9 protein-coding genes are annotated in these 16,018 nt (G+C 67.0%); 4 read left to right on the top strand and 5 right to left on the bottom strand.

What is annotated here, in order from left to right:
* Window positions 1-111: 111 nt before the first annotated feature.
* Window positions 112-276 (bottom strand): hypothetical protein, encoded by a 165-nt coding sequence (locus tag INQ43_RS06995; protein ID WP_194033639.1) that lies wholly within the window; start codon window positions 274-276, stop codon window positions 112-114.
* Window positions 277-416: 140 nt separating this feature from the next.
* On the opposite strand from INQ43_RS06995, the gene INQ43_RS06990 reads away from it, so the two are divergent.
* The 3 genes from INQ43_RS06990 to INQ43_RS06980 all read left to right on the top strand — a co-directional run bounded on the left by INQ43_RS06990 (window position 417) and on the right by INQ43_RS06980 (window position 6,887).
* Complete coding sequence (locus INQ43_RS06990; RefSeq protein WP_194035970.1) at window positions 417-1,988, top strand: YdiU family protein; 1,572 nt, start codon at window positions 417-419, stop codon at window positions 1,986-1,988.
* Between the two features lie 262 nt (window positions 1,989-2,250).
* Window positions 2,251-4,140, top strand: coding sequence for an ATP-binding cassette domain-containing protein (locus INQ43_RS06985; protein WP_194035969.1), 1,890 nt, complete (start codon window positions 2,251-2,253; stop codon window positions 4,138-4,140).
* Window positions 4,141-4,244: 104 nt separating this feature from the next.
* Window positions 4,245-6,887 carry an excinuclease ABC subunit UvrA gene (locus INQ43_RS06980; protein WP_194035968.1) on the top strand — a complete coding sequence of 881 codons (2,643 nt, stop codon included), beginning with the start codon at window positions 4,245-4,247 and terminating at the stop codon, window positions 6,885-6,887.
* Between the two features lie 72 nt (window positions 6,888-6,959).
* Here INQ43_RS06980 and INQ43_RS06975 read toward each other — a convergent pair whose 3' ends face one another.
* From INQ43_RS06975 to INQ43_RS06960, 4 genes are read right to left on the bottom strand one after another with little or no spacing between them, the layout of a single operon-like run.
* Entirely contained in the window at window positions 6,960-7,577 is a 618-nt protein-coding gene (locus INQ43_RS06975; protein ID WP_194033635.1) for a TetR/AcrR family transcriptional regulator, read from the bottom strand.
* Window positions 7,574-9,022 carry an efflux transporter outer membrane subunit gene (locus INQ43_RS06970; RefSeq protein WP_282435688.1) on the bottom strand — a complete coding sequence of 483 codons (1,449 nt, stop codon included), beginning with the start codon at window positions 9,020-9,022 and terminating at the stop codon, window positions 7,574-7,576. Before INQ43_RS06970 ends, INQ43_RS06975 begins: the two co-directional genes overlap by 4 nt.
* Window positions 9,006-12,161 carry an efflux RND transporter permease subunit gene (locus INQ43_RS06965; RefSeq protein ID WP_194033633.1) on the bottom strand — a complete coding sequence of 1,052 codons (3,156 nt, stop codon included), beginning with the start codon at window positions 12,159-12,161 and terminating at the stop codon, window positions 9,006-9,008. The genes INQ43_RS06970 and INQ43_RS06965 overlap by 17 nt, the downstream gene beginning before the upstream one ends.
* 14 nt (window positions 12,162-12,175) lie before the next feature.
* Window positions 12,176-13,462, bottom strand: coding sequence for an efflux RND transporter periplasmic adaptor subunit (locus INQ43_RS06960; RefSeq protein ID WP_194033632.1), 1,287 nt, complete (start codon window positions 13,460-13,462; stop codon window positions 12,176-12,178).
* Window positions 13,463-13,785: 323 nt separating this feature from the next.
* On the opposite strand from INQ43_RS06960, the gene INQ43_RS06955 reads away from it, so the two are divergent.
* The gene (locus INQ43_RS06955; protein ID WP_228062426.1) at window positions 13,786-15,972 is read left to right on the top strand and encodes a TonB-dependent receptor; all 2,187 of its coding nucleotides are present in this window, start codon (window positions 13,786-13,788) and stop codon (window positions 15,970-15,972) included.
* The last annotated feature ends 46 nt before the right edge of the window (window positions 15,973-16,018 follow it).

The following is a 16,018-nucleotide window of genomic DNA, read 5'->3' as shown; positions in this document are numbered from 1 at the left end:
AGCCCGTCGGCGCGACGCGAATTGTGATCCGGCGCGGTCCGGGTCAGCTGCCGCTAAGCAGGTGACGCCGAACAAACGCACTCCAGCGGGCACGGAACCGCTTTCCGAGCTTCAGCCCTGCTGGGTCGAGGGCGCTCCAGCTCCGTCATCTGCGCCGGGCTCATCGCCGTCGTCGTCCGGCTTGTCGGCCTGCTTGCGCGAGAGCTTTTCTTCTTTCTTTTTCTTCTTGGCGATTTCTCGCTGACGCTTTTCAAACGAATAATTCGGCTTCGCCATCGGCATTTTTCCTTCGGTGTGTTCGCACCAGTCTAGGACATGCGCTCCGTGCGCACCGGGGCGGCGACGGGAACGTCGCAGACAAGCGCTTAGGATGGGAAGGCCCGTGCCAACCGGCGGGTCCAATGCGGTGAAAATTGATGCTTGATCTTAATTTCGACAACGCGTTCGTGCGCGACCTTCCCGGCGATCCGGATCCCTCGGCCGGCGTGCGCCAGGTCGAGGGCGCAGCATGGTCGGCGGTGCAGCCCACACCGGTTCCCGCACCGCGCGTGCTGGCGTACTCGGCGGAAATGCTCGCGCGCCTGGGGCTGACTGAGGCTTCGGCCGATACACAGCGGTTCGCGGACGTGTTCAGCGGCAATGCCCTGCTCGCCGGCATGCAGCCGTACGCGGCCAATTACGGTGGCCACCAGTTCGGGGTGTGGGCCGGGCAGTTGGGCGACGGCCGCGCCATCAGCCTGGGCGAAGTCGTGACGGAAGCGGGCGAGCGCTGGGAGCTGCAGCTCAAGGGCGCCGGACCGACGCCGTATTCGCGTAGCGCGGATGGGCGGGCGGTGCTGCGTTCCTCGATCCGCGAGTTCCTGTGCAGCGAGGCGATGCACCATCTGGGCGTGCCGACTACCCGAGCGTTGTGCCTGATCGGCACCGGCGAGCAGGTTGTCCGCGACATGTTCTACGACGGCCGCGCCGCGCCGGAGCCCGGCGCGATCGTCTGCCGCGTGGCGCCGTCCTTCCTGCGCTTCGGCAGTTTCGAGCTGCCTGCATCGCGTGGCGACACCGTCCTGCTGCGGCAGCTGGTCGATTTCTGCATCCGCCGTGACTTCCCCGAGCTGGACTGCGAGGGGGAAGCCTTCCACGCAGCGTGGTTCGCCGAGATCTGCCGACGTAGCGCGGTCATGGTGGCGCACTGGATGCGTGTGGGTTTCGTGCACGGCGTATTGAACACCGACAACATGTCGATCCTTGGCCTGACCATCGATTACGGCCCCTACGGATGGATCGACAACTTCGATCCGGGCTGGACGCCCAACACCACCGACGCGCGGCGCAAGCGCTACCGCTTTGGCCAGCAGCCCGCCGTGGCGTACTGGAACCTGGGGCGACTTGCCGGCGCGCTGGCGCCCTTGTTCGGCGACCCGGCACCGTTGCAGGCGGGCCTGCAGGCCTACGTGGATGCCTACAACGCCGCTGATCGCGACAACACGGTGCGCAAGCTCGGTCTGGCCGCTTACCGCGAGGGCGACAGCGCGTTGATGCAGGCCTTGCAGGAGCTGCTGGTTGAGGCCGAGGTCGACATGACACTGTTCTTCCGCGCGCTGTCGGATTGCGACCCGGATGCACTCGACGGGGCCATGGACAGCCCAGCATTTATCGACGCGTTCTACGACTCGGACAAGCGCGTCGCGTCAGCGGCCGCATTCCGGGACTGGATGAAGCTCTATCAGGTGCGCCTGGCGGCCGACGGACTGGATCCGGAGCAACGCCGGCGGATCATGCGTGCCGCCAATCCGCGCTACGTGCTGCGCAACTACCTGGCCCAGCAGGCGATCGATCGGGCGACCAGTGGCGACATGGACGGAATCACCGAGCTGCTGGAGGTAATGCGCCGGCCGTACGAGGATCAACTCGGCCGGGAGCCATTCGCCGCCCGCAGGCCGGATTGGGCCCGCGACAAGGCGGGCTGCTCGATGCTCTCGTGCAGTTCCTGAGGCGCCGGTCCCGCGGCATCAACCGGACAGCTGCGATCAGGCCGGAGTGAAGGCTTTCCCGGCTTTCTTGTCGCGCTTCTCCGCCTTCTTCTCTTTCATCGTCTTGGACGGCTTTTTCTTCTCGTCCTTCTTCTGGTCCATGCCCTTTGCCATGTCGATCTCCGGTAGCGCCGCTGAGTGGGCAGACGGACCTTTGCGGTCCGCACCGCCCAGTATGCGCGATTCCCTGCTACCGGGTTCGCGGGCCGCGTAGAATAGCGGCATGTCATTGATCACCCTGAATAGCGTCGACTACAGCGTCGGCGGCCCGCTCCTGCTCGAGAACGTCGAGCTGTCCATTGAACCCGGCGAGCGCATCGCCCTGATCGGCCGCAACGGCGCCGGCAAGTCCACCCTCATGCGCCTGATGGCGGGCGATATCCAGCCCGACGACGGCGAGATCCGCCGTGCCAGCGGTCGCCGTATCGCGTGCTTGGAACAGGAGGTCCCGCCCGACGCTGGCGGTACCGTGTTCAACGTGGTCGCCAGCGGCATGGGCGAGCTGGGTTCCTGGCTGGCCGAGTACCACCGGATCAGCCACGCCGACGTGTTCGACGGTGATGCGCTGTCCGACGTGCAGGCCAAGATCGAAGCGGCCGACGGCTGGGGCGCCGACCAGAAGGTCGTGGAGACCCTGGACCGCCTGGGCCTGGACGGCGACGCCGAGTTTTCCGGCCTGTCCGGCGGCATGAAGCGCCGTGTGTTGTTGGCCCGATCGCTGGTCTCGGCGCCCGACCTGCTGCTGCTGGACGAGCCGACCAACCATCTGGACATCGAGGCGATCGACTGGCTTGAGGACTTCCTCAAAAATTCGTGGAAAGGCGCGCTGCTGTTCGTGACCCATGACCGGCGGTTCCTGCGCGCGCTGGCGACCCGGATCGTGGAGATCGACCGCGGCCAGGTCACCAGCTGGCCCGGCGACTGGGCCAACTACGAGCGTCGCCGCGAAGAGCGGCTCAATGCCGAAGCGCAGGAGAATGCACGCTTCGACAAGATGCTGGTGCAGGAAGAGATCTGGATCCGTCAGGGCATCAAGGCGCGGCGGACCCGCGATGAAGGCCGTGTGCGCCGGCTCGAGGCCATGCGGTCCGAGCGCGCGAAGCGCCGCGATGCGGTCGGCAACGTGCGCATGGACCTGGCCCAGGCCGAGTCCTCGGGCAAGAAGGTCATCGAAGCCAAGTCGGTGTTCTTCGATTTCGGCGGCAAGCCGCTGTTGAAGGACGTCTCCACGACGATCTTCCGCGGCGACCGCATCGGCCTGATCGGCCCCAACGGCAGCGGCAAGACCACGCTGCTGAAGGTCTTGCTGGGCGAACTGCAGCCCCTTTCCGGCGAGGTCCGCTCCGGCAGCAACCTGCAGATCGCCTACTTCGACCAGTACCGGGCGACGCTGCGCGAGGACTGGAACGCACTGGAGAACGTCTCCGAAGGCCGCGAGTTCGTCGAGGTCGGCGGCAAGCAGAAACACGTGATCGGCTACCTGCAGGACTTCCTGTTCACACCGGAGCGTGCGCGCGCGCCCATCACCCGCCTGTCGGGCGGTGAGCGCAACCGCCTGCTGCTGGCCAAGCTGTTCGCCCAACCGTCCAACCTGCTGGTGATGGACGAGCCCACCAACGATCTGGACGTGGAGACGCTGGAGCTGCTGGAGGAGATCCTCGGCGACTATCCCGGCACGCTGCTGCTGGTCAGCCATGACCGTGACTTCATCGACAACGTCGTGACCTCCACCCTGGTGATGGAAGGCGATGGCAAGGTCGGCGAGTACGTGGGCGGCTACAGCGACTGGGTTCGCCAGCGTCCGGCGGAGCGGGTGGAGACGGCGGCAAAATCCGCCTCGATGCCGGTCTCCCCGATCGCCGCCGCCGCAACGACGCCGAGCAAGCCCAAGCGCAAGCTGGCCTACAAGGAAGCCCGCGAGCTGGAGGCCTTGCCGGGCGTGATCGAGGGCCTGGACGCGCGCATTGCGGAGATGACCACACAGATGAATGACCCGGCTTTCTACCAGCGCGACGCCGATGCGATCGCTGCCCACAATGTGGCGATGGCGCAACTGCACGTGCAGCTGGAGCAGGCATTCGCGCGCTGGGCGGAGCTGGAAGGCGAGGACTGACCGGCCCGCTGCGGCGGCTGCAGGCAAGTCCGCAGCGGCGGAGTTCACGACGCGGTCAACTGGCCTTCGCCATCCTCGCCAGTCGATCCGAATCGGGCCACGCGATGTCGAGTCACCCTGTCAGCGCAAACCGTACACGCAAGCCGCCACGCCTGGGCACGCCCACGTCCGGCGATGACGACGGTTTCGTCCGGGTGCGCGGCGCCCGCGAGCACAACCTGCAGGACATCGATGTCGACATCCCGCGCGACGCGCTGGTGGTGTTCACCGGAGTGTCCGGCTCGGGCAAGTCCTCGCTGGCGTTCGGCACCCTCTACGCCGAGGCCCAGCGGCGTTACCTGGACTCGGTCGCGCCCTATGCGCGCAGGCTGATCGACCAGGCCGGCGTGCCGGACGTGGACGCCATCAATGGCCTGCCACCGGCGGTCGCATTGCAGCAGCAGCGTGGCTCCCCGAGCACGCGTTCCTCGGTGGGCAGCGTCACCACGGTGTCCAACTCGCTGCGCATGCTCTATTCCCGCGCCGGCGACTATCCGCCCGGGCAGCCGATCATCTATGCAGACGGGTTTTCGCCCAACACGCCTCAGGGCGCGTGTCCGCGCTGCCACGGGCTGGGCAGCGTGCATGAGGTCAGCGAACGCTCGATGGTCCCTGACGACACCCTGACCATCCGCGAGCGCGCGATCGCCGCCTGGCCGCCGGCGTGGCACGGCCAGAACCAGCGCGACATCCTGGTCACGCTGGGCTACGACATCGACATTCCCTGGCGGGAACTGCCGCAGGAGCAGCGCGACTGGATCCTGTTTACAGACGAGCAGCCGGTGGTGCCGGTGTACCGCGACCTGAGCCCTGCAGAGACCCGCGAGGCGATCGAGCGCGGCGACAACCCCAGCTACAAGGGCACGTTTACCAGCGCGCAGCGCTACGTGCTGCACACGTTCGCGACCACCCGGAGCGCGATGATCAAGAAGCGTGTTGCGCGCTATATGGTCAGTGCGATGTGCCCGCTGTGCGAGGGCAAGCGCCTGCGTCGCGAGGCGCTGTTGGTCACGTTTGCCGGGCTGGATATCGGCGAGTTGTCGCGGCTGCCGCTGAAGGAACTCGCTGTGCTGCTGGAGCCGGTCGCGCACGGCGCGGCTGCAGATTCGCCGCAAGCGCATGAACATCCGGAGCAGGCGATCGTCGCGCAGCGCATTGCCTCCGACCTGCTGGCTCGGATCGAGGTCATCGCCGCGCTGGGCCTGGGCTACCTGACCCTGGAGCGCACCACGCCCACGCTGTCACCGGGCGAGCTGCAGCGGTTGCGGCTGGCCACGCAGATCCGCTCCAATCTGTTTGGGGTCGTGTATGTGCTTGACGAGCCGTCAGCAGGGCTGCATCCGGCCGATACGCAGGCGCTGCTGGCGGCGCTGGATCAGCTCAAAGGCGCCGGCAACTCACTGTTCGTGGTCGAGCACGAAACCGACGTGATCCGCCGCGCCGACTGGGTGGTCGATGTCGGCCCGGCGGCGGGCGAGCAGGGCGGGCGGGTGGTCTACAGCGGTCCGCTGGACGGGCTGGCCAGGGTCAGCGAGTCGCAGACCGCGCGCTACCTGTTCCCATCCCCTGGCGCGGGTGATGAGGGTGCGTCCAGCGACGAGCGGGGCGGGCCGATCGGTCAGGCGGGACGTAAGCCGCGCGTTCCCACCGACTGGTTGCGGCTGGAGGGCGTCAGCCGCAACAACCTCGACAACCTGGCCGTTGCTTTTCCGCTGGGCGTGTTCACCACGGTCACCGGGGTATCCGGTTCGGGCAAGTCCAGCCTGGTCAGCCAGGCGCTGGTCGAGTTGCTGTCCGAGCACCTCGGTAAACCGGCCGGGAGCGACAGTGATGAGGACGACCCGCTGGAGCCGGCGCCGGTGACCCGCGGCGGCCGGATCGTTGCCGGACTCGACGCGGTCAAGCGGCTGGTGGTGGTTGACCAGAAGCCGATCGGCCGCACGCCCCGCTCCAACCTGGCGACCTACACCGGACTGTTCGACCAGGTCCGCAAGCTGTTCGCCGCCACGCCGGAAGCGCGCGCCAGGGGTTACGACGCGGGCCGGTTCTCGTTCAACGTCGCCAAGGGCCGCTGCCCGACCTGCGAGGGCGAGGGCTTCGTCAGCGTGGAGCTGCTGTTCATGCCCAGCGTCTATGCCCCGTGCCCCCAGTGCCACGGCGCGCGCTACAACGCCGAGACGCTGGAGATCACCTGGAGCGGCCTGACCATCGCCGGAGTGTTGGCGCTCACGGTGGATGCGGCGGCCGGCTTCTTTGCCGACGCCCCGGCAGTGTTGCGCCCGCTGGAGGTGCTGCGCGAGGTCGGGCTGGGCTATCTGCGGCTGGGCCAGCCGGCCACGGAACTGTCAGGCGGCGAGGCCCAGCGCATCAAGCTGGCCAGCGAACTGCAGCGTGCGCAGCGGCGCGGCACGGTCTACCTGCTCGACGAGCCCACTACCGGGCTGCATCCGGCGGACGTGGACGTGCTGATGCGCCAGCTGGACGGGCTGGTGGAAGCGGGCAGTACGGTCATCGTGGTCGAGCACGACATGCGCGTGGCGGCAGCCAGCGACTGGATCATCGATATCGGACCGGGTGCCGGCGACGAGCGTGGGCGAGTGGTGGTGCAGGGGACGCCGCGGGAGGTGACGCGCTCGGCGGCAAGCCGGACGGCGCCATTCCTGCTCGATGGGATCCAGGGATCGACAGTCCCGGATCGTCAGGACTGACGCACCCGCCCGCGCGTTATGGCATGCGGTGCCGAGGTGCCGATCGGGAAACACATTGCCGCCGAGCCAGCGCTAGGCCTCGAGCAATTGCGGCACGAACTCCCGCAGCGCCGCCTCAAGCAGGTCGCGATCGAGATCCGGCTCGCGGGTCTGGCGCACCTTCAGGCCTTCAAACAGCAGCTGCATCAACAGCGCGCGTTGCTGGGCCAGCGGTTTCGGCAGGCCCGGGCGACCGTCTTCGTCGTCCTCCGCCAGCCAACTGGCCAACGCGCAGCGCAAGGCCCGGTCAAAACCGTCCAGTGAAGCGGCGATGCTCGGGTCGCGCGTTGCCTCGGCGGACATCTCCAGCAGCAGCGCGGGATTCATGCCGCGGGTCTCGTCATCACCACCACGATCGAAGCTGGCGATGAGCTCAGCGGTGATGTCGACCTTGCGCTTCAGGTTCATGTCCTTGAGCAGCATCGCCAGTTGATGCTCCACGATGGCCAGGATGATCTCGTTTTTGCCGGCGAAGTAGCGGTAGATCAGGCCCGCGCTCATACCCGCCGTGTCGGCGATATTGGCCATGCTGGCCCCGTGGAAACCGCGTTCAACGAAACATTTCTGCGCGGCCACGAGGATGCGCTCCCGTTGCGCCTCTACACGTGCCTCTGCCTTGTTGGCCGCTGGGATGTCCGGTGCCGCGTTCATTGGCCTTCGACCCAGCCTCCGCCAAGCACCTTGTAGAGGGTCACCCGGTTGGCCTGCTCGGCAAGCAGCGTTGCCACCAGCGACTGCTGGGCGTCATACAGCGTGCGCTGGGTGATCAGCAGGGTGAGATAGCTGTCCAGGCCGGCGTCGTAGCGGGCCTGCGACAACTCGTTGGTACGGGTGGCCGCCTGCAGCAGCGCTTCCTGCGCCACACGTTGCTGGGCCAGCGTCTTGCTCAGCGCCAGGGCATCGGCGACCTCGCGGAAGCCACTCTGGATCGACTTCTCGTACTCGGCCAGCGCGATGTCACGATCCGCCGTGGCCATGCCCAGGTTGGCGCGCAGCCGGCCACCCTGGAAAATCGGCAGGTTGATCTGCGGCATGAACGACCACATGCCACTGCCGGACTTGAACAACCCCGACAGCTCGTCGCTCGCCGAGCCGATCGAACCTGTCAGGCTGATGGACGGGAAGAACGCCGCACGCGCCGCCCCGATGTTGGCATTGGCCGCCAGCAGGCGATGCTCTGCGGACATCACGTCCGGCCGGCGCAGCAGCACGCTCGACGGCAGCGCGGCAGGCAGTCCGGCCAGGCCACTGACGCTCGGCTCGAATCGCGTCGGCAGCAGCGCAGGGTCGATGGTGTCGCCCACCAGCAACGTCAATGCGTTGATGTCCTGTGCCACCTGGCCGGCGAACCGGGCGACGTCGGAGCGTGCGGCTTCGACCGTGGTCCGAGCCTGGTTGAGATCCAGTGCGGACAGTGCGCCGAGCTCGAAACGCTTCTCGGTCAGGTCAAAGGCAGCCTGCTGGTTCTCCAGCCTGGCCTCGGTCACGCGAAGCAGTTCCTGGTCGGCCGCCAACGCCAGGTAGGTATTGGCGACCTCCGCCACCAGCGAGAGTTGCGCGGCGCGGCGCGACTCCTCGCTTGCGAAGTAGCTTTGCAACGCGGCGTGGCTGAGGCTGCGAACGCGTCCGAACAGGTCCAGTTCGAACTGCGCGATCCCAAGTCCGGCAGTGTAGAGCTCGGTGACCGGCGCATCACCGCCGGTGCGCTGGAGTTCTGCGCTGACGCCCAGTGAGGGCACCCGGTCGGCACGCTGGATGCGGTACTGCGAGCGGGCACGCTCTACATTCAGCACCGCAACGCGCAGGTCGCGGTTGTTCTCCAGGGCCTGCGCGATGAGTTGTTCCAGGCGCGGGTCGAGGAAGAAATCCCGCCAACCGACGTCGGCAACCGGCGTCGTGCCCAGATCCAGCTGTGGCCCCATGGAGGCCGCCGGCTGTGCCATCGAGTCGGTCGACGTCGTCGGCGGCAACGGCCACTCGGCAGGGATCGACGGGGCCACTTCCGGCACTCGCGGCTCGAGCATCGCGCAGCCGGACACGAACAGGCTGGTCGCCAGCGCAAGCGCAGTTACTAGAGGCTTATGCATTGCTGTCATCTCCTGCTGCGAGCGCTTCGGCAGCGGGTTTGCGCAGGTCCCGGTCAAACAGCAACTCGATGACCACGAAGAAGAGCGGTACGAAGAACAGACCCAGCAGCGACCCTACGATCATGCCGCCGAGCACCCCGGTGCCGATTGCACGCTGTGCGCCCGATCCAGCGCCGCTGGCGATGGCCAGTGGGAGAACGCCCATTCCGAACGCAAGCGAAGTCATCAGGATCGGTCGGAGGCGTTCGTGCACCGCCTGCATCGTGGCCCGGATGAGATCCATCCCGTCCTCGACCATGTGGTCGCGGGCAAAGGTAATGATCATGATCGCGTTCTTGCTGGTCAGACCCACCGTGGTCAGCATCGCCACCTGGAAGTACACGTCACGCTCCATGCCACGCAGCGATGCCGCCAGGGCGGTGCCCAGGATGCCCAGTGGGGCGACCATCAACACCGCCGTGGGGATCGTCCAGCTTTCGTACAGCGCGGCAAGCGCCAGGAATACGATCAGCAGCGAGAGGGTGTACAGCAGCGGGGTCTGCGCGCCGGCCGCCCGCTCCTGGAACGACAGGCCGGTCCACTCGATCTCGAAGCCCTGCGGCAGTTGCGCTGCGAGCTCTTCGACGCGGTCCATGGCTGCGCCGGAGCTCTCGCCCGGTGCGGCTTCGCCGTTGATCTCCATCGCCGGCACGCCGTTGTAGCGCTCAAGTCGCGGTGAACCGTACTCCCAGCGCGAGGTGCCGAACGCCGAGAACGGCACCATTTCGCCTTGATTGTTGCGTACCGACCAGCGGTTGAAGTCATCGGGCACCATCCGGAACGGCGCATCGGCCTGCAACATCACCCGTTTGACCCGGCCGCGATCGATGAAGTCATCGATGTACTGCCCACCCCACGCGGCGGCCAGCGTTGCATTGATCTGCGCAGCCGAAAGCCCCAGCGCGGCGGCCTTCTGCTGGTCGATGTCCAGGCGCAGCTGGGGTGCGTCTTCCTTGCCGTTCGGGCGTACGTTGACCAGCATCGGGTCCTGCGAAGCAGCGCCGAGCAACTGGTTGCGTGCGTTGACCAGGGCGTCATGGCCCATCCCCGCGTTGTCCTTCAGGTACAGGGTGAAGCCTGCGGACGTACCCAGTTCCGGAATCGCCGGCGGCGAGAACGCGAACGCGAACGCGTCCTTTATCCCCGACAGGCCCATCATCGCCCGACCGGCCACGGCGCTGGCGGCCAGATCCTTGTCCTTGCGCTCGCTCCAGTCCTTGAGCTTGATGAACGCCATGCCGCTGTTCTGGCCCGTGCCGCTGAAGCTGAAACCCTGGATGGAGAACACCGACTCAACGGCATCCTTCTCGTTCTCGAGGAAATAGTCCTCCAGCTTGGTGATCGACTCCATGGTCCGCTCCTGCGTGGCACCCACCGGCGCCACGATCTCGGAGAACAGCACGCCCTGGTCTTCGGGAGGCAGGAACGAGCTGGGCAGGCGCAGGAACAGGAAGCCCATCAGCAACACCATCAGGGCGAAGACCCCCATGTAGCGCTTGCGCCGACCGATCATCGAGCGCACGCCACGCTGGTACTTCGCGCTGCCGCTGTCGAAGTGGCGGTTGAACCAGCCAAAGAACCCGGTCGTCTTCCCATGCTCGCCGTTGTTGATCGGCTTGAGCATGGTCGCGCACAGCGCCGGCGTCAGCACGATCGCCACCATCACCGACAAGGCCATGGCCGAGACGATGGTGGCGGAGAACTGGCGATAGATGACGCCGGTGGACCCGCCCAGGAATGCCATCGGGATGAACACCGCCGAAAGCACCACGCCGATGCCGACCAGGGCGCCGGTGATCTGGTCCATGGACTTGCGCGAGGCCTCCAGTGGCGACAGGCCTTCCTCGGACATGAGCCGCTCGACGTTCTCCACCACGACGATCGCATCATCGACCAGCAAGCCGATCGCCAGCACCATCGCGAACATGGTCAGCATGTTCACCGAGAAGCCCAGCGCCGACAGGATGCCGAACGTGCCCAGCAGCACCACCGGGACGGCGATGGTCGGGATCAGGGTCGCGCGGAAGTTCTGCAGGAACAGGTACATCACCAGGAACACCAGCACGATCGCCTCGATCAGCGTCATGATGACGCCCTTGATCGCGACGCGGACGAACGGGGTTGTGTCGAACGGGGTGACCGCCACCAGGCCCGGTGGGAAGAACGGCTTCAGCTCCTCGAGGGTTTTCTTCACGCCATCGGCGGTGTCCAGCGCGTTCGCACCGGTGGCCAGCGAAATCGCCACACCGGTCGCGGTCTGGCCGTTGTAGCGGGTGATGAACTCGTAGTTCTCCGCACCCAGCTCGACGCGGGCGACGTCGCCCAGACGCAGCACCGAGCCGTCCTTGTTGTTGCGCAGCATGATGTCGCGGAACTGCTCCGGCGTCTGCAGCCGATCCTGCGCGGTGATGGTGGCGTTGATCTGCTGGCCGTCAATAGCCGGCGCACCGCCGAGCGTACCCACCGCGACCTGGGCGTTCTGCGCCTGCAGCGCCGCCGTGATGTCGGCCGGCGTCAAGGCGTAGGTATCGAGCTTGTTGGGGTCCAGCCAGATGCGCATGGCGTACTTGGCACCGAACACCTGGATGTTGCCGACGCCTGGCACCCGGCTGAGCGGATCGGCGACGTTGGCACCGATGTAGTCGGCGATGTCGTCCTTCTTCATGCTGCCGTCTTCGGACACGAAGCCGATGACCTGCAGGAATCCGCTGGAGGACTTGCTGACGTTCACGCCCTGGCGCTGCACTTCCTGCGGCATCAGGGGCATCGCGGCCTGCAGCTTGTTCTGCACCTGCACCTGCGCCGTATCCGGGTCGGTACCCTCGTCGAAGGTCAGGGTGATGGACGCGCTGCCGTTGGCCGCGCTGGTGGAGGAGAAGTACAGCAGGCCGTCGAGGCCTTTCAGGTTCTGCTCGATGATCTGCGTCACCGAGTCCTCCACCACGCGGGCAGACGCGCCCGGATAGTTGGCATTGATCGACACCGTGGGCGGCGCGATCGTGGGGTACTGGGAAATAGGCAGGGTGAAGATCGCCAACGAACCGGCGAGCATCACGATGATCGCGATCACCCAGGCAAAGATCGGGCGGTCAATGAAGAAGTGGGCCATGGGGAATTCTCTGCTTACTGCTGCGAGGCCGGCGCTTCGTCAGCGGGCGGGGCGGCATCGGCGGGGGTCGCCGGGTCGGCGGCATCGGGGTTGGACGCACCCGTTGGGGCGGCGGCGGGAGCCGCGCCCGCTGGCGCACCGCCGTCGGCGCCCGGCAGAGCCGGTGCCGCGGGCTGATCACCGGCTTCCGTCGGCTGTACCGGGGCGTCGGGCTGCACCTTCTGCAGGCCCTCGACGATGACGCGATCGCCCGCCACCAGGCCGTCATCCACCAGCCATTTGTCGCCAATGGTGCGGTTGACCTTGACCTGGCGCACCTCCACCTTGTTCTCGGCATTGACGACCATGGCCGTCGCGTTGCCCTTGGGGTCGCGCGTGATGCCCTGTTGCGGCACCAGGATGGCGTTCTGGCGCACGCCACCGCCGATCACCGCGCGTACGTACATGCCCGGCAGCAGCAGGTCGTCGGGGTTGGCGACCTTGACCCGCAGCGCGTAGCTGCCGGTGGTCGGGTCCACGCTGACCTCGGAGAACTCCAGCTCGCCCTTGTACTCGAACTCGGTGCCGTCCTCCAGGAGGATCGTTACCGGCAGGCTGCGACCGTCTTCCAGGCTCCCGGAGGCAAGACCCTTGCGCAGTTCAAGCAGCTCGCTGGCGGACTGCGTCAGGTCCACGTAGATGGGATCCAGTTGCTGCACGGTGGCCAATGCCTCTGGCTGGTTCGCGGTAACGAGCGCGCCCTGTGTCACCGAGGATTTGCCGATCCGTCCACTGATGGGCGCGGTGATCTGGGCGAAACCCAGGGTCACCTGCGCGCTCTGCACAGCGGCCTGGCCGGCGGCGACTTCCGCTTCGGCCTGGCGCAGGGCGGCGGTGGCGTTTTCGTTGTCCTGTTTGCTCACGGCGTCGATCCGGGCAAGCTCGGCCGAACGCGCCGCGGTCAGGCGGGCTGCGACCAGGGTCGCCTTGGCCCGCGCCAGCTGTGCCTGTGCGGTGGCCGCCGACGCCCGGTAGGCCGCGTTGTCCAGTTGATACAGCGGCTGGCCGGCTTTCACCCTGCCACCCTCCTGGAACAGGCGCTTGGCAACGATCCCGGTGACCTGCGGGCGGACCTCGGCAATCTGGTAGGCGTTGGTCCTGCCGGGCAGTTCCCGCGTCAACGTTGTGGTTTGCGGAGCAAGCGTCACCACGGTGACCGGGGTCGCGGGACGTTGCTGGGCTTCTGGCTCACCACCGCACGCGGCGAGGGCGGCGGCTAGCGCCAGCGGCAGGAAAACCAAGTGGCGAGGGGACCTGGGCATGGGACTGGACTCAAAAATGGAATGAAAAAAAGAGCGGGCGGCCGCTCTGACCGGGGGAGAATGAACGATCATTCTTTTATTGTCAACGCAGTCCGCCAGAAACCTGAACAGGCGTTCTCGTTGCATACGTTCTTTAGCGGAATCTGGATTCCGCGACGCGGAGTGGCCGAGGCTGTGATTGTCGCTGCCGACACTTGACGTACGGGTGATGTCGCGCTTCCAGACGATCTGTGAATGCCTGAACACAAGCCCCTGCTGCGAACCGCGTTAGGCTGCGCGTCCATTCACGAATGCGCTACGCGCCCAATACGAGGTTTTGCAACGTGGGACATACCCTTGGACGCACCTGGCCGTCGCTGATTCTCCTGCACGGTTGCATCGTCATGGCGCTGTCGGCTCCCGCCCACGCCCAGTCAACCCGTTACCCCACAAAAGGCCCGGATGCCCCCTCAGGGTCCGCGGTGCAGCTGCCTTCGGTCGTGGTCTCGGCGACCCGGATCCCCGCCGACGCCCTCGTGGTGCCGGCCGCCATCGACGTGGTGGAAGCCGACGCCATCCATCGGGCGCGTCCGGCCATTGACCTGTCCGAGTCCCTGGGCCGGGTACCCGGCGTGGTGGCGCGCAATCGCCAGAACGACGCGCAGGACCTGCAGATCTCGATCCGTGGCTTCGGCGCGCGGGCAACCTTTGGCGTACGCGGCGTGCGGCTCTACACCGACGGGATCCCGGCCACGATGCCGGACGGGCAGGGGCAGGTGTCGCATTTTCCGATCGCATCGGCGGAGCGCATCGAAGTGCTGCGCGGCCCGTTCTCGGCGCTGTACGGCAACGCCTCGGGCGGCGTGATTTCGCTGTTCACCGCATCGGCACCCGCCGAACCGACGCTCTCCGCCGGCCTTGTGCTGGGCGGCTACGGTTTGCAGCAGTCCTCGCTGTCGTTCCAGACCCCTTGGGGTGACGGGAGGGACGGCAGCTTCGTTGGCGATTTCGCCGATGTGCGCAGCGACGGCTATCGCCGCCACAGCCGCTCGCACCGGCGCAGCGGCCAGACGGTACTCAAAGGCGCCGCCGGCACGGGGACGCGCTACACCGTGCTGGTCAACGGTCTGGACCTCGAGGCCGACGACCCGCAGGGGCTGACCGCGAGCCAGTTGCGTGGTGACCGTCGCGCTGCCAGCGATGGCGCGCTCGCGTTCGACACCCGCAAGACGGTCCGCCAGGGCCAGGCCGGCGCCCGGATCGAGCAGGCGCTGGGCGAATCGCAGACGCTGCAACTGACGGCCCACGCCGGCAGTCGCAAGACCACCCAGATGCTTTCAGTCCCCGTCATCGTCCAGCGCAAGAACCCCATGCACGGCGGCGGAGCGATCGACCTGGATCGCGACTACAGCGGCGCCGACCTGCGCTGGCAATGGACCTCCAGTCTGCTGGAGCGGCCGTTCTCGCTGACCACCGGGCTGGAATACCAGGTGTCGGAGGAGCGCCGGCGCGGGTTCGAGAATTTCATCGGCGACCGCATCGGCGTGGTGGGCAAGCTCCGCCGCGACCAGGACGACCGCGTTACCGCCCGCGATATCTACGCGCAGGCCGAGTGGGCTCCGGCCGAACGCTGGCGGATCAACCTGGGCGCACGCCGCAGCCAGGTGCGTTTCAACTCGCGCGATCATTACATCACCGCCGACAACCCCGATGACAGCGGTTCGTTGGAGTACGCGCGCACCTCGCCGGTCGCCGGAGTGCTGTTCCGCGCGACCCCGTGGCTGAGCGTGTACGCCAACGCGGGCGCTGGATTCGAGACGCCGACCCTGTCGGAGCTGGCCTATCGCGATGACGATCGCAGCGGCCTGAACGACGGGCTGGAGCCGGCGCGCAGTCGCAACATCGAAGCCGGTGTCCGCGCACGACGCGACGGCTGGGAATGGTCCGGAGCAGTGTTCCAGAGCCGGACCCGCGACGAGCTGGTGGTCATCGCCAACCAAGGCGGTCGCAGCGTGTACGGCAACGCCGGCGTCTCGCGGCGGCGCGGCGTGGAACTGGCCGGTACCGTCGAGTTTGCGCCCCAGTGGCACCTGTCGGGCGCCTACACCTTCCTGGACGCCGAATACCTGACCGATTTCGCCGCGTGCGGGACGCCGCCCTGCGGCGACGACAGCCTGATCATCCAGGCAGGTCGTCGCATCCCGGGGCTGGCCCGCAATACCGCGTGGTCGGAGCTGCGCTGGAGCCCGCTCGCCTCGACCGACGTGATGCTGGAAGGTCGGTTCACCGACCGCATCGCCGTGGACGATGCCAACTCCGAATACGCGCCGGCGGCCGCGCGCTTCGACCTGGCCGCCGAGCACCGCATCCAGCGCGCCGGGCTGGAATGGCGCGGTTTCGCACGGCTCAACAACGTCTTTGACCGCGACATCATCGGCTCGGTCATCGTCAACGACGGCAACGGGCGCTACTACGAGCCCGCGCCGGGTCGTCACTGGCAGATCGGCGTTTCCGCGAGCCGCAGCTTCTGATTGAGCGGAAGAGCGCCAACGGCAGGGGCGTTGGCGACCGGCTTCG

Source organism: Lysobacter sp. H23M47 (assembly GCF_015209765.1).
In the GTDB taxonomy this organism is placed as follows: domain Bacteria; phylum Pseudomonadota; class Gammaproteobacteria; order Xanthomonadales; family Xanthomonadaceae; genus Novilysobacter; species Novilysobacter avium.
The sequence above is the reverse complement of the archived record's forward strand: the minus strand, read 5'-3'. Positions and strand labels throughout refer to the sequence as shown.